The organism is Pantoea sp. EEL5 (genome assembly GCF_049892805.1).
Lineage (GTDB): Bacteria > Pseudomonadota > Gammaproteobacteria > Enterobacterales > Enterobacteriaceae > Pantoea > Pantoea ananatis.
In genome coordinates this window covers 259,878-276,366 of record NZ_JBNDNJ010000001.1, presented here as the reverse complement: position 1 = coordinate 276,366, position 16,489 = coordinate 259,878, and the positions used below count along the sequence as shown (strand labels likewise).

6 protein-coding genes are annotated in these 16,489 nt (G+C 53.6%); all 6 read right to left on the bottom strand.

Going from position 1 to position 16,489, the window contains the following annotated elements; all coding sequences use genetic code 11:
- Positions 1–79: 79 nt before the first annotated feature.
- The 6 genes from ACPXSQ_RS01295 to ACPXSQ_RS01270 all read right to left on the bottom strand — a co-directional run bounded on the left by ACPXSQ_RS01295 (position 80) and on the right by ACPXSQ_RS01270 (position 15,885).
- Positions 80–442, bottom strand: coding sequence for a hypothetical protein (locus ACPXSQ_RS01295; protein ID WP_019106604.1), 363 nt, complete (start codon positions 440–442; stop codon positions 80–82).
- Between the two features lie 408 nt (positions 443–850).
- Positions 851–1,147, bottom strand: coding sequence for a hypothetical protein (locus ACPXSQ_RS01290; RefSeq protein ID WP_426142558.1), 297 nt, complete (start codon positions 1,145–1,147; stop codon positions 851–853).
- On the bottom strand, positions 1,144–2,952 hold the full coding sequence (locus tag ACPXSQ_RS01285) for a VENN motif pre-toxin domain-containing protein (RefSeq protein ID WP_307452139.1): 1,809 nt from the start codon (positions 2,950–2,952) through the stop codon (positions 1,144–1,146). Before ACPXSQ_RS01285 ends, ACPXSQ_RS01290 begins: the two co-directional genes overlap by 4 nt.
- A gap of 82 nt (positions 2,953–3,034) precedes the next feature.
- The gene (locus tag ACPXSQ_RS01280) at positions 3,035–3,418 is read right to left on the bottom strand and encodes a hypothetical protein (RefSeq protein ID WP_019106608.1); all 384 of its coding nucleotides are present in this window, start codon (positions 3,416–3,418) and stop codon (positions 3,035–3,037) included.
- Between the two features lie 5 nt (positions 3,419–3,423).
- Complete coding sequence (locus ACPXSQ_RS01275; RefSeq protein ID WP_426142555.1) at positions 3,424–14,136, bottom strand: hemagglutinin repeat-containing protein; 10,713 nt, start codon at positions 14,134–14,136, stop codon at positions 3,424–3,426.
- Between the two features lie 57 nt (positions 14,137–14,193).
- A complete protein-coding gene (locus ACPXSQ_RS01270; protein WP_426143753.1) occupies positions 14,194–15,885 on the bottom strand; it encodes a ShlB/FhaC/HecB family hemolysin secretion/activation protein in 1,692 nt (563 codons plus the stop codon).
- Positions 15,886–16,489 lie beyond the last annotated feature (604 nt).

Here is a 16,489-nt window from a genome sequence, read left to right as displayed (position 1 = left end):
CACTCTTTTTCTCCAATTTCTTCTGAACTTTTTCAGCTAGACTTTGTGCGAAATTCCCAAGATATTCAGAGCCAGCAGATTAAGCTACTGCTCCTGTTATTTTAGGTATAGTAAATTGAGGAATTGTGGCTTGCAGTTTCTCAACTCCTTTACCTATCGTTGCGCCTCCAAGGGTTCCTAAACCTGCTCCGATCATCGGCGCTGCAGCATCTTTCCCTTGTAACTTAGCCCCGGCATACGCCCTCGTAATACTTGCTGCTTCACTGAACCAGAACCCTTTTCCCTGGGTTAATCCGCTTATACCTGCGGCTATAAGCGCATCAGTCGAACTGAATGGCCCTCCGCTGTTCAACTGATTAAATACGTTTGCCGCACCGCCGATTGCACCTGCACCAATAACGTTTCCAGCCGTTGCTGTAGCTGGCAACAGTACCTGTGCCACAACCGTGGTTGCGCCTGCTCCCCACGCCCACAACAGCAGGGCTTATACCGTGGGTTATGTCAGTGACGCGAAGTATAAGCCGGTTCCCGCCATCACCCTGAAGGGCCCGTGGGGCTGCCGACGGGGACGCCTCTGGAAGTGCGGGTGCTCGAGGGCTGTCTGATAGTGAGGATGAGAGCACCGGAACCGGAGCCGCACGCTGAACCGGAGGTGGTTGCCCAGTTGCGCAGAGCCTATAAAAAGCCCTCAGCGCGCAGGCAGCGACAGATTGCGGAGTTTATCAGCGCAGTCAGCACGCCGCAGAAGCGGTCACCGCCACCGGGCACGGAGGAGTGACGGAAGGTCTATCCGGATAAGTGACGGCTCAGGAAGGAAGATCCCGGCCATTAAGGGCTGGGATCTTTATTATTAATAATCAGAATGATAATTTATTTCGTATGCACTTCCGAGTTCTGTCTGGAGACGTTCAGCTAATTTATAGCCATTATCAATAAACATCCTCTCTTCTTCTTTTGTTGTGAAGCCTGACGATAATGGATCTTCATCATTTAATATAGAGTCATATTTTTCCGACCATTTATTAAGTTCTTCTTTCAACTCATATGAGAGAGGTAAATCTTCTGGATCAATATTCCCAACTTCACCAGGTGAATTATTCCATAAGGGGAAAGAGTAATAATCCGCCATTAACTTTATAAGTTTCATTTCAATCTCCCAGCAGGATTGGCTCCTACCACAAAGCCATTACTTGATACGGTGATAGCTAATCGATGCATTTCACCATTTATAACTGTTTCATAAATTGGACGACCTGTCCCTTTCCCTTGATAACCAACGACTTTACCTTCTGATATTGCTTTCATAACTACGCTGGGGATTTTTGCTTCTGAAACACCTATATTTGCAAAGTCCTTTTTATGCTCACCGATAATATGCTGCAATCCCGCCTTTGAGTTACCTTTCTCAAGGAAAACAATTTTTCCATTATTATTCTTAGCAGCACTGACAATATTTTCAGGTGTAAATTTAATACCCTGCGCGGTCATTTCCTTTAATAAGGATTTAGTAGTAAAACTATTTTTTGCTATCAGAAAAAGATCTTTACCCAGCATTCCTATTGACGCAACTGCTGCCTGATTTTCCGGATCTGACGCGAACACCGCAAACTTCGTCCAGCCAGGACTATTTTGATCTATTTTCGCCAGATCCTGGCCGTTCCACTGCTGAACGTAGGCTTTAGCTTCATCGCTGGTCATCACATCGACACCGGGAAGATTACCCAGCCAGCCCGGACGATTCGCCATATCCGAACCACCCTGGGCAACGTCTTTATCCCAGACCTGTACCCCAACCGGATCGTTTTTCAGCTTCTGGTCGGTTTCCGCACTTTGCTTATCGCTGACCTGCTTCCATTTATCTATAACTGCCTGGCAGTCACCGCCAGATTTACGGCACTCTGACAATTCTTTGTCGAAGGCAAGTGACTGTGTAGCGCTCAGCGAGTTATTCTCAACCGCATTCTTACCTGCCAGCGCGCCCGTCGCCGCACCCGCCGTGCTCCCGCTGCTCACACCCGCAGCGATTCCCGATGCCAGCGTCGCCAGCGCGCTCAGGTTCGCCTTCTGCTCCGGGCTCAGTTTATCACTGTCTGCCGTGCCGTAAAGAGCCAGTGCGATGGCCGGCGTCGCCAGTTCCCCCGTTACCGCGCCGGTGGCGCCTGCCGCGGCACTGCCCCCGCTCAGCTCAGCAACCACGCCGCCCAGCAGCGCGTGCGCCATCAGGTTATTCAGTTTCTGTGTGTCTGTCAGTTCACCGTAGGGCGCATTACCGGTGGTCAGTTCCTTGACCTTCGCGGCCAGATAAGGCGCAGCGCCCTGCGCCAGGGCAGCCCTGATGTCGCCGCCTGCCAGCGCCTGCAGGGCATTAACTACCGCGCTGACGCCCGTGCGCACGCTTCCGCCCATGTCCGCGCCCTGACGGACAATCGCCTGGTCGTAGGCCAGCTGCGCCTGCTGCAGGCGGCGCTGCTCTTTCTCTTTGTCAAAAATCGGGCTGATGCTGCCGTCGTTGGCATGCTCCGTGTCGCGGCTCAGGCCGGACAAATCCTGCTGCTGCGCATCCCGGTTGCGGATAATGATATTGCCGTCGCTGACCGCCGCTTTTGTGCTGCCCTCAGCGTGCCCACTACCTTCGGCAGCACTTATGGGCAGTGCGCCGACGTTGCTTAACAGATTAGAACCAACGGGGCCGCCGGTGTTGAAACCCGCGCTCTGATGTTCGGACTTGTAGTCTGCCTGATTCTGAATATCGCGCCAGCCCAGGGTGCCGGTATCCAGAACGTTGCGGTCTTTATCCGCCGTACTGGCAATGACAGCCCCGTCGAGCTGCGGGTGGTTGCAGACGATTACTCGCGCTCTGTGGGGCTGCGTCGAAGGCCTGAGCGTGGTGCCCATCAACCGCGAAAGGTGGCGCAGTGACTGAGGGGGGTTCCTGCGCGATGCACAACACATGAGCTGAGGTTCAAGCGCAACAGAGGGTATTTTGTGTAGGGACTGATAAAACGATCCCGGCTATTCAGGCCGGGATTTATTTTTAAAATTGCTGATCATTTATTCCAAAACGGATTTTTTCAGTTGGAAATAAAGGATGCAATATAATCCTATCATTAAAAATAAACAGCTTAGGAGATAGAGCTATAACATCATAAATATTATCAGCTATGCGGCAGAGTTTAGTTCTAAATAGAGGGACATCTAAATCATCTGCAAAAACGAAGACACTGTCGTTCTTGAAGTTATTTTCTTTTAATAGCTCATTTATATCTTCATAGTCGGAGTATTCAATCTCCGACCATGCAACATTTCCGTCCGCAAGGAAATACTTATGTAAAAGCTCAACTACCCCCTTCTGATCCGAGGGCGCAACTAAGCTAAAGTCGTCTCCAAGTGCTTCTTTACACTCTTCAAATAAAGTCATTCGCTCTACCTGTTTAGCTGTTTCAATATGGTTTCAAATGACTTCTCATTACCCTCAAATGGTATAACTTGCTTCACTGCTTTTCCCGGACCTTTACCTTGAGAGTAATCCCATATATTAATGTGAGTCCCTTTTTCAGGATCATAATCAACACGCCAACCAACTTTACCATCATTGGATTGTCGCCCGATAACCTTTCCATTTCCGGCGCTTACTTCTAATCGGCCAATAACAGGTTTGGAGTCAGCACCTAAATTCCCTACAATATCCAAAGCCTTATTTCGTGCACTTTCCCAATTTTTTTCGGATTTAAGTGTTGTTTCAATCCTATTTACTGATTGGGTATTAGGTTTACTCTTACCAATCCCCGCCGTCACTCCCGCAGCACTTGTTCCTGCCACCTGCGCCAGCGAGTTTATCGCAAGCTGCTTCGCCTCCGCTGAATCTCCGGACATCAATGCGTTATGAATCGCCGCGTTTCTGTCTGCCTCAAGCTGGATCGTCGTCACCTGAAGGACTGAGAGCTCATCCTGCTCTGCCGGACTCAAACCACCTTCAGCACGCGCTTTTTCCAGCAGCTCACTGGTACGGCTGGCATAATCAGCCTGCAACTTACCAACTTCATTAGCTTTATCGACACAATCCTGAGCACCAGAGCAGTTTACAACGCTGTCATGTTGTTCAGCATTTATTTTCTTATATTTTTCAATAACAGCGCTGCAGGCATCCCCCTGGCACTGCGTCATTTCTTTTGCCCGCTCCTGGTTTTGCTGCACACTCAGCGCATTATTCTCAACCGCATTCTTACCTGCCAGCGCGCCCGTCGCCGCACCCGCCGTGCTCCCGCTGCTCACACCCGCAGCGATTCCCGACGCCAGCGTCGCCAGCGCGCTCAGGTTCGCCTTCTGGTCCGGGCTCAGTTTATCACTGTCTGCCGTGCCGTAAAGCGCCAGTGCGATGGCCGGCGTCGCCAGTTCCCCCGTTACCGCGCCGGTGGCGCCTGCCGCGGCACTGCCCCCGCTCAGCTCAGCAACCACGCCGCCCAGCAGCGCGTGCGCCATCAGGTTATTCAGTTTCTGTGTGTCTGTCAGTTCACCGTAGGGCGCATTACCGGTGGTCAGTTCCTTGACCTTCGCGGCCAGATAAGGCGCAGCGCCCTGCGCCAGGGCAGCCCTGATGTCGCCGCCCGCCAGCGCCTGCAAAGCATTAACCACCGCATTCACGCCGGTGCGCACGCTTCCGCCCATGTCCGCGCCCTGACGGACAATCGCCTGGTCGTAGGCCAGCTGCCAGGCCTTGCTGACCACCGCCTGCCTGCTGTTGTCGACATTCGGATCCTTTTCATGCACCTTATCCAGCATTGCGCTGGCCTGCGCTTCCAGCGCAGTACGCGTATCCGTATCCGCCAGGCTGGCCGTGGCGGCGCGCGTGGCCCGGGCGGCTTCATGCGTGTTGTAAACGTCAAGCGCCTGGGTGGCAACGTCGTTGACCAGTTGCGCCTGCTGCAGGCGGCGCTGCTCTTTCTCTTTGTCGAAAATCGGGCTGATGCTGCCGTCGTTGGCATGCTCCGTGTCGCGGCTCAGGCCGGACAAATCCTGCTGCTGCGCATCCCGGTTGCGGATAATGATATTGCCGTCGCTGACCGCCGCTTTTGTGCTGCCCTCAGCGTGCCCACTACCTCCGGCAGCACTGATTGGAAGTGCACTGACGTTGCTTAACAGATTGGAACCAATGGGGCCACCACTGTTGAAACCTGCGCTCTGATGCTCAGATTTATAGTCGGCCTGATTCTGAATATCGCTCCAGCCCAGGGTGCCGGTATCCAGAACATTGCGGTCTTTGTCCGCCGTGCTGGCAATGACAGCCCCGTCGAGCTGCGTGTGGTTCCCCACGGTGATCTGATAGCCACCTTTACCGGCAAACAATCCCGTCTGCTCTTTAACCGAGTCGAAATTGCTGTGGATTTTATCTTTGGATACGTTGACGTTTGCTGAACCGGTCATCGAACCAAACGTAAAGCTGCCACCCGCGCTGGCGCTCTGCTGTTTTGAGTCATAGCGGTCACTGTCCTGCTCACTGGCGAGCGTCAGGTTCCGTCCAACATCCGCCTTGATGGTTTCTCCGTTAACCTGAGCCCCTTTCAAAGTGGTGTCACGGCCACTCTTCAAATTGATCCCGCCGCCTGCATCCAGCGTAGTTTCGTTATGCGTCAGCGAGTTGCCGTTTTCACGGCCCTTACTGCTGTTGACGCTGGCAGAGACGGTAATGCCATAGCCGCCTGATCCGACACCGATACCAATGCCAACCGATCCGCCTTTACTGCTGTTTTTATTGTCGGTCTGTTGTGTATTTTGCGATGACAGCAGATTGATATCGCGGGCAGCGTCCAGCGTCATCTCCCCGCCCGCTTTCATCTGGGTACCGGCGAGCGTAATATCACCGCTCTGTTCGCCTTTGTTTTTACCGGTCGCCGTGATAGCGATATTTCTGCCTGCATTGAGTGTGCTTCCTTGCGCCTGACTGCTCTGGCTGTAAGACTCGCTTTTTGATGACTGGCTACCGTATGAGAGCGTGATACCAACGGTATTTTTCGCGCCCTGAGCCGCATTATCAGCCTTGGGATCAATCCCCGCCGCCGCATTTTTGGCGTTTGCCGCCTCGGTAAGAGCGCTGTCGTTCTCATAAGCCGCTGCGGCCTGCGCGCCGCTCAGCGCGGCTTTAGTTCCCTGCAGCGCACGGAGTCGTCCATCACCCTCTTTTCTTGCCTGCTGTGCCACGCTGACAGCCGTGTTCAGGGCGCTACCCACCGTACCCGACAGCGCCAGCGTAAAGCCACTCTGTTTAGACTCAAATGTTTCCGTGCGGTTATTGCGGTCGAAACCCGAGTCAATATCTACACTGTCGCCGCTCAGGTTAAGATCTTTACCGGCTATCAGATCCGCGCCGCCAATATGCAGTTTATTCCCTGCGGTGATATTAACGTTCCCCTGGCTGCTGCCGATGGTGCTGAAGCTCTGGCTCTGAACGATCTCGTCTTCATTAACTTCATGACGCGTTGACTGTTTGCCGACCGTAAAGCCAATCCCCCCGCTGCCCATCAGGCCGCTCTTTTTCTTTTCTTCCAGAAGATAGTGATAACCGGTTTCGGTAGCGGCAGAAATATCGACATTGTTTCCCGCCTGCAAATCCACATTCTGATCGGCGGCGATGGCTGATCCACTTACAGTGAGATCGTTTCCGGCATCAATCGTGACACTGTTGCCGCTTATCAGCGTGCCTTTTTCACGCGTCACACGATCGTCCTGCACTGTATGACTGCTTTTCTTACTCAGGAAACCTTTCTTCTGAGAACTTTCATCCAGATAGCGTGATTCACGCTCCGTCGCACTATTGAGCGTGATGTCGTGTTTAGCCTGCATAGCGATTGCCCCCTCCTCGCTATGCAGGATACTGCCAGTCACTGTGATGTCACCCGTGCGGGCAATCGTTGTAATGCCATGCTGTGCACTGAGCGTACTGCCGATCACGTCTTCTTTTGAAGTCTCTTCTATACGCGTATGGTTTTTGTTACTCGACTGCTCATTATCGTAGGCATGTGTTGAGCTTCGGACCTCTTTAATGGTGACATTTTCCGCACCAATCCCAATGGCCCCTGCTTTACTGTCAATCTGCGCACCTTCGGCAAGCAGATCCTTGCCAGCAATGATCGTCACACCCTTATCGCCACCCAGCGTACTGAGGTAAAGCTGATCTTCTTCACGGCTGTTGCTGACAGAAGAAACCTTACCACTGGCTTCAAGATGGGTATTGTTAGTGGTTTTATCTGCCAGTAAACGGACATTGCCGCCCGCCTGAAGCGCCGTTTGCCCGCCCGCCTGAGCCTGACTGCCCTGCAGCGTGATGTCTTTACCGGCTTTCATGACCAGATTGCCGCCCGCTTTCAGCTCACTGCCCTGGGCAAGCTGCCATTCACCGCTGACCTGCGCCGTGCGCTGGCCAGCCTCTTCGGTTCCCGCACCACTGCGATTACCCATGGCCCCCGATATGACATCAATATTGGCTTTGTAGCTTGCCTTCGCAGCACTAATCTCCAGATTGTCACGCGCACTGAGCGCCAGGTTATCCGTTGCGCTAATCTTCGCGCCCTGCAGGCGAATATCATTACCGCTGAGGCTGATATCGCCCGCACTCATGCTGGCCTGTCGCAACGCATCCTGCAGATTGGTGCTCATGCTCAGGCTGTCTGCATGCACGTTGATGCTGTCTGCTTTGATATCACCACTCAGATGAGAAAACGCTGAGGCATCAATGCTCAGGGCCTTGTCTGCCAGTAGATTACCCGCGTTGGTTACGCTGTTAGCAGAAAGCTGCAGATCGCCCCCTGCAATGAGGGCTCCGTCACCAGTCAGGCGCAGCGTGGACTGGGCCAGATAGACCTTCGGCACCCAAACCGTCTGCGGGCCGTTCTCGGTATTAACCGTTTCGCTTACCAGCCAGACAATATCCTGCTGTAATGAGGCGATCTGTTCCGGTGTTAACGCCACGCCGGGCACCAGACGGAAATCCTGCGCCACTTTCACACCGTTATTCATCAGCGCCTGGTACTGGGCCATTGCATCCTCACCGTGCACCGATTGACGGCCGGTCAGGCTCAGCACCTGATCTCGTACCAGCTTCTGCTCATAAAACCCGTCACCCAGACGCTTATGCACCGCCGCCGGATCATAACCCACGCGAGAAAGCAGATAATCGCTGCTGATAAACTGGGTCCGGCTGGTAAAGCGCGCGTCGGTGACCACCAGGTAAGGGCTACCGCTTGCCGTGAACTGGCGGAACAGGCCGTTATTGGGAATGTTTGTTGCCACACTTGCCAAGTGCTGTCTGGCCGTGAAGGCCAGCTCCGCCGGAAGCAGCGGACGTCCTGGCAAAGAAGGCTGCTCTGCGGCGATCTGCCCCCCAGGTTGCAGTTGGGTATCGGCATCTTGTCCGCTTGCGCCATTCACGCTAAATGCCAGGGGGTTACGCTCCCATTCTGCCCGCTCCGCGTCCACGGCCTTTAGCGCCGCTTCAACGCTGCTGATTTGCGCCTGATTGACGGTGGTATTCGAGATACTGGTCCCGGTGATGCTCACCCGGCCATTACCAGAGATAATGCCATCAATGGTTTGTAGCGCCGTGGTGCCATCGTAATGTGACGTGGGATACCAGTGATTTGTGTCTCTGTCATAGTGGTCCACGAGGGTTTCAATGCGATGTTCGTTAACCGAGTAACCTCGGTTATCCACGCTACCGCCACCGTCAATCCCCAGATTGCCGTTCGCTGTGATAACACTCGCATCGTTGAGCAACTGACTGCCAACATGCAGAGCCATATTGCCCCCGGCCAACATACGCGCGCCTGTGCCTTCGGATATAAGGCGATCACGCGTTAAAGAGCCGGTTACCGTGCGCTCGCGTAAATTATTGTAGTCATTGACATTAGGCGCAGTGAAGATATCAATATGTTTATTGGGATCCCACGTTAATACCTGCGTCCTGTCATGCTCCCAATGGAAACCGTTTTGATAGGGAGTGGGGATGACCGCAAGCTGATTCTCTCCGCGCGTTTCGTAAAATGTCATGGCGTAGCTACCGTCGCCGTTCGGTCTGAGCGCCAGGTAATTGACCCACAGGTCGATCAGTTGACCGGTGTTGTCTTTGACCCGCACCTGCGCGCGCTTACCGGCCTCATCAATAGCCATTAGGGTGCCATAACGATTGTTTTGCGCCTCAGCACCATTGCCAAAAGTCAGCTGTTGGGTGGTCGGTGCCAGCGTATTTTTATCGTTGTTGACCCACATTCCATAGGATCGCCAGTAATAGTTATAACGATGCCATTTGTACGATTCAGACTCTGCATCACGGGCAATATTTAACCCGATGCGCTGATTGATTAAACGCTGTGCGTTTACCGTGAGATCACCGCTGGCCTCAATGGCACTTGCCCGGTTTTCAATCAGGTCGTTACTGCCCAGTTGCATATTGCCACTGCTGAACAGCAACGCCCCGTCACGGTTCGTCAGCCGCTCGTTGCCGCGCAGGTTAAGCGACTGGGTCGCCGCGATAACCCCACCCGCGCCGTAGTTATCAATAATGCGGGCGTTAACGGTGATGTTGTCGCCCATCACCGCCGTGGGGTTGTCCAGCGTGTCAACGTTAAGCGTCATCGTGTCAGCTTCAACACGGCCACGGTTGGTGAATTGCCCTGTTGTAATCTGCATGATTTTACTAACCAGCGTGCCCGGGTTAGTAAAATGCGCACTGGTAAGGTTCAGGTTCCCAGGCAACAGCCAGTCATTCAGGTTGGTAAACATGCCCGCGACCGACATCGTGAGCGTGCCATTACTGGTTAGAATATCACTGGCCCGCTGGACATAATCCTGCTGTACGCCCAACGTAAAGTCCTGCTGGCTTTGCAGTTTTCCGCCCTGGTTGTCCAGCGTACGCGCATTAACCGCCATCGTTGCGCCACTCTGCACAACGCCGTTCTGGTTTAGTAGAGCTAATGAAGGCGCGGAGAAAGCGAGCCGGGCAAAACGTGCATTACTGCCATTGTTAATATTGAGTGGCCCATTTGCGACGATGCTGCCCTGGCGGTTATCCAGCAGTGACAGCCCTGCCAGCGTCATCGCCCCCGCACTTTGCAGTCGACCTGTGCTGTTATTCAACTCGTTGGCCGAGATGCCCGTGCGCGTGGTGCCCAGAATCAGGCCGCCATCGTGGTTATCCAGTGTGCTGCCCTGTACGTCCAGCGCTCCCTGGCTGCTGATTGTTCCCCGGCTGGCATTGGTGATTTGCGCCGCCGTGATAATCATATCCTGGGTCGAAACTAACTGGCCGCCCTGGTTACTGACCACGTTACCGTTCAGCGTCAGGCCGCGGCCGCTATGAATTTTGCCCTGTTGGTTATTCAGCGTATCAATACGATAAATGCCGGTTCCCTGGCTTATCAGAGTGCCCGCCGCGTTATCAAGTTGCGCCGCGGTGACGCCAAGATCGTCAAGGCTACTGATCGTGCCTTGCTGATTATTGATATGACTGGCGCTGACCTGCTGGACGCCATTGCTGCGTAACGCGCCGCCCTGGTTGCTGAGCTCGCCTGTCAGATTGAGCGTTAACTGCTGCTGGCTGGCGATCGAACCCGCATCGTTTTGCAATGAGCGGGCTGCAAGCGTCAGGTTTTCTACGCTCTGCACTTTGCCCTGTTGATTACTCAGCGTGTCATCGAGAAGAAGATGAAGCTGTTTCTGACTGTAAAGCAGGCCATTCTGGGTATTGTCCAGCATCTGTGCCGCAAGGTTTAACGCTTCGCCCGCCAGCCACTGACCACCAGCATTGTTAATGGCACCCGTGCTCGCCCCGTTATCATCGCCGCGTGCATCCAGCTGCGTTTGGGCGCTGATTTTACCCGCGCGATTGTCGATTCCCTGCGTCACTCTCATCGTCAACGCAGCAGCAGCCTGCAGCAGCCCCTGTTGGTTATTCAGCGCAGCCGCGTTAAGCCATGCCGACTGCTCGCTTTGCACGCTGCCCAGCGTATTAGCGAAATGACCTGTGGTGGCGCGCCATTCTCCCTGGCTTCCCATCCAGCCTTGCTCGTTTGCAATATTCCCCGCCGTCAGTTTCTGAGATAGCTGGCTGAAAATACGCCCATTACTGTTGTCCAGTTGGCCACTGAACTGCATCTCAAGGCCGCCAAGGGAATTGATTTTGCCGCCAGCATTGGTGAGACTGCCTGCGCGCAGGACCGTTTGACCACCGCCCGTGATTTGACCGTCCTGATTATTGACGTCAGCGGCCAGATCAAACGAGAGAGCATCCTGTCCCAGCACAATGCCCTGCGCGCGGTTGGTCAATCGCCCGCCCGTGACTGACAGGTTGTTTCCACTCTGCAACGAACCGCCATCATTATTAAATAAGCTGGTTGTGGCACCTTGCCACGTCAGGTCTTTTTGCGCAGTCAGTTTGCCACCCTGGTTGATAACATTCCCGGCACTGTCTAACCGCAGCGCGCCACCAGACTGAAGCCTGCCGTTTGTGTTATCTAAATCGTGCGCGGCGGCAATAACAGCCTTGCCGCCTTGTGCCGTGCCCTGCTGATTTTTCCAGTTGCCCTGGGTACTGGCATCAAGTGTCTCACCCGCTTCAAGCAAACCGAGAGTGTTATCCAGAGCCTGCTGTGCCCGCACGTGCAGGCCGTTATCCGCAATGATTTTTCCTTGCGTGTTATCGAGTTGACCGGCGGTGAGTTCGAGATCGGCCGCGCTGATGCCGCCGTTCAGATTATTCAGCATACCTTCGGTAGAAAGGTTGAGCATCTGGCCGGCTGCCAACAGTCCCTGCGCGTTATCGAGCCCGTATTTCGCATCAAGGATCACCGACCGGCTGCCAATGACTTTCCCTTTGTCATTTGACAGGTTCTGTACACCTAACGTCAGCGCGCTGCCGCTGATTTCACCCGCAGCGTTATTCACTTCACCACTCGCTTTAAGCACGAGCAGATCGCCAGACAGCAACTTGCCTTGGGTGTTGTTGAGATTTCTCGCAGACAGCTTTAGCTGGGTTTCGCTCTGTACCGTGCCGCCCTGGTTGTTCCAGCTCCCCTCGGTATGAACGTCTGCATTCTGTCCGGCGGCGATAAGGCCCTGGTGATTGTCGAGACTCTGCTGTGCGTCAAGCGCCAGGCCCTGCTGACTCAGGATCTGACCTTGCGCATTATCAAGCTGTTGAGCGGTGATTTTTACTGCCTCACCATTAAGCACACCGGCATGGTTAACCAGCGTCTCCGCCTGCAGCGTGACGTTATTGCCCGCAAGGAGCCTGCCTTCGGTGTTATCGAGCGCGTGTTTAGCATCGAGTTGCAGAGAGAGCATACTTTTAACCGAACCACCCAGATTGGTGAGGCTTCCGGTGCTCAACGCCATATTCCCGTTACTGCCCAGTTCACCCGCACGGTTGTCGATCAGCCCTGTCACATGCCACTGCTGATCGCTTCCGTCGAGTGCAACCAGTCTGCCGTTCTGGTTAATCAGCGCGCCCACATTCAGGTTAAGGCGCTGTGCCTCTATCGTACCGCCGGTATTATCAAGCTGGTTTTGCAGCGTAAAACGGTTATCTCCGGTGCCCGTCTGCGACCAGACCGCCTGCTGATTAAACAGGTTGTCTGCATTAACGTCCCAGTTACCAGCCTTAATCTCTGCCTGTCGCGCATCCACGTCGCCCGTGCTGCTGATGTGCAAGTTCTGGCTGTCGACCCTGGTTTTATTTAACCCAACCCCTTCTTTCTGGGCGGTGACTGTTGCCTGTTTCGCAGCCAGCTGTCCTTCACTAAGATCAACGCGTTTACCAGACAGGGTGACATTCTTTTTGCTCAACAGGCTACCTGTTGAGCGAACAGTTTCCTGGCTGCTCAGCGAGAGGTCGGCTTCGCGGTTGAGCATGCTGTTCACATCACTGCCCGCCAGCAGATGACCGCTGTTTTCAATCCCGCCAGCGGCAGTTAGCTGAACATCGCCAGCGGCCGCCATCGTCCCGGACTGCTTAATCTCACCAGTGCGGCTCTGTACGTTGAGTGTGCCACCGCTGTGGAGTTTGCCCGCATGTTCGATATTGTCTTTGGCGATCAGGGTGACGGACTCACCCGCCTGTGTCACTGCCTCTTGCTTGCCCGATTGCCACACCAGACGGCCTTCGCTACTGACGGTAAGGGTTTTTCCGGCCTGTAACTGCCCGCCTTGATTACGCACACCAACGCCGGCTTCGGTGCCGATCATACGAATCTGGCCGCTGTACATTCCCCCCATATCGCCCATGTCTATCGCTAACTCAGGCTTACCGCCATCCTGGCCGGAGGAAGGCGTCACGGTGTTGCCATCCGCGCTGACAGTGTTTTTTCCCGCGACGACGTTGATCTTCTCTTTCGCCCAGACGCCCGCATTAACTTCCACGGCGCGCGCAAGCACATCAACGTATTCGGTGTCATGCCGCGAGTCGCCATTTAGGCCCCCGCCTTCAATGCGCACAACACCGCGCTCAACCTGATAACCTGCAATACTGCCGTCGGCATTGAGCTGCGGTTTACCGGTGGTAAGCGTCATCCTGCCTGCGTTGATGGTGCCACAGCCATTACAAACAATACCTGAAGGGTTGGCGACGATAACCTGCGCACGGCCACCAGCTACTTCCATATAGCCCCGAAGCTGGCTGGGATTGTTACTGTTAACTTCGTTCAGAATGACCCGGGCGGCCGCACCATTGGGATTGATATTGGGATTGCCCTGAATCATGCCCGCCATTTGCGTAGAGGTCATGACCGCAGAGTTATTAAGAATGGCGCCTTTTTGGTCAACGTCGAACTGGCTGTACTGGTTATGGGAAACGCCCGCCTGATTTGGCGCGGTGATGTTAACCTGTGGCAGGCCATTTTGCGTATTGATCACCTCAGGGCGCAGACCTGCTGCGGCATTGCCATCTGCAACGATACCGTCAGCAAGTGCCTGACCGTTAAACAGCATCAGACTTATGAGCCATCCTGAACGACGCAGTGTTACCCAGACGCGCGCGGCTCCCGTCCCACGAGTCTGGCCCGGTTCATTACTGCAGCTACGGGCCAGTTCAGAAACAACGCGAAGTTCACCGTGCGTACGGCTGAAGATCAGGCGGTAACAATGTTTGTTCATATAATTTGGCTTCTCAAATCCATGAGGTCTGAATCGTGGTCATAATGGGGCAAGGCATCATAGTTCGACGTTAATGCTGAATCCTGCTGTCGCACCTGAGGTATGAAAACTGTCGGGTTTCATCAGCGGAATGCCAGCAAACAGGTCGTAACTTACGCGCCTTATCAGTGTGCCTCTGATGCCCGCTGCGGCGCCCACCAGTTGATGTCCAACCAAATAACGCGTGCCTGGCCCATCAACGCGACCGTAATCCGCTGCAAGATAAAATTCATGGCCACTGGCAAAAACGTTCCAACCCAACTCATTTCGCCAGATAAGGCCTTTTTCCCCAGACAGCATCTGCTCGCCGTCAAAACCGCGAACCGAATAACGCCCGGCAATTGCCAGCCTTTCCTGAGGCGTGAGCGCACTACTACTCCACTGCCCACGCAGCGTGGTGTAATAGCGTAACGGCTGATTTAGCAGCGAGAAGGGTTGGTTAAGGCCAATGTCCCCAAATAACATGCCCGCACGTGCGCTACCGCTTTGAGTCGCCTCTTCTGGTGCAGGTGTTGCCCCCCAGGCACCGGTGCCGTGCCGCCAGTTGATACTGCCATCCAGCGTGGCGCTGCCCAGATAAGTGCGCTGGCTTAATCCCAGCTCCCAACCGGCTGTTCGCCGCCGCTGTTGATCAATATCAATATCATTAACGGCGTTTGAGGAACGACGGCGATAAGTGCGTACATTGAGCGTGGTTTTATTGGACTGGTCGCGGTACAGCAGTCTTGATATCGTCAATACGACGCTTTCACTTTTACCGTCATAGCTCAGGATTTCGTTCGCGTTAGGGATATTCTGGTGATAGGTGTAATCGTTATAGTTTGCCGAGAACGCCCAGTAGCCAACGGGGAAAAAGTAATTCACCGCCTGGGAATGGTTACCAAAGGGTCCCTGCTCGAACATATTTTTTCCGAAGCTGGCATAAAACAGATCGTTCTGGGCCAGAGGGGAATCGATGGCCAGGGTAGCTGTTCCCAAATAGCGGCCGGTGCTTTCAGAACCGCTGTCATCAAGCCCGATGTTCAGTCGGACGGGACGCGATTCCTGCCAGTTCACCACGAGATCACTGGTGGATTCTTGTTCGCCGGGGACAATTTTGATATCCGCTGTCGCACTGGGAACGCGCTTGAAATTCTCGAGTCCCTGCTCGACATCACGCAGATTGAGGATGTCACCGCGAGAAGCGGGCACGGCATTCCATAATCGACCGCGCCATGATACGTCCTTGTTGAAGCGAACGTTTGCCACTCTGCCCGGCTGGATCGTGAGCGTCAGTGTGCCTTTGGTCAGATCCTGCTCCTGAGCCATGACGCGCGTGGTGACATAGCCTTTAGCCAGGATCGCATTTTGGACTTTTTTGATTACCAGCATAATGCCCTGCCCGCCCAGGCAGCGCCCTCTGGCGTCAGCTACGGCATTCAAGGCCCATTGAAATTGTTGTGATGCACCCCCCTGTAGCGCAATAGTGCTAATGACAAAGCAGGGGTTTTCATCAGAGGGGTAATCCGGCAGGGCAGCGTCAGGACGCTCAAGACGAATATCCGCGCGGGGCGCATTTTGCTCACGCAGAATACGCGCACGTTCCAGCTGGCGCTGTTGCTCATTTGCGTCGATACCCGTAGCCGTATTTAAGACTTCGCCATCTGCCGCTGAAACAGGCAAAGGTAAGAGTGCTCCTGTCAAAAACAACAGGGCAGGTACACCGCCCATAAAACCACAGGCAATGAGAAAAGTCCTTTTAACGTTAACTTTCATTCTGTAAATCGTAATGATATGTAACAAAGGCGCGCATTATTCATGCCGTAAAATTAAAAAACAAGCCCTGAGTTAAGAGTTATTGATGAGTGAGTCCCGCCAGACTGGGTTTTCAGGGCGATTTGCAGGAACATCAGAATGAGCGATTGCCTATATCAAAAAAGAATAAATTATCTCTTATTTACAGTGAGTTATCTTGATTTTTCACATAATTTCCAGTCCACAAAAGATCCAGAAAATTGAGTTTATGTATGAGGTAGCTTACCGATTCAGACGCGTGCCTTATTTTTTTCTAGTGTAAAACAGACGTAAATCCTGCCTTAAATCTGTTTTAACGAAGATTAAAAATGTCAGCGATCTGTTCAGATCCCAGCCGTAATAACCGAGGCGCCCATTACGCAAAGATTTGAAAGGAAATATTCTTTTCACCCTGCATGGAAAAATAAATCTATTCACCTCAGGTGATCGTGCTGCAGTATAAAAGTTTATCGAAAAAAACAGATTGCCCTGTTTAGCTTTAGCCTGGCACCGTTTAAAAGAGTCTGTATTTAACTGACAA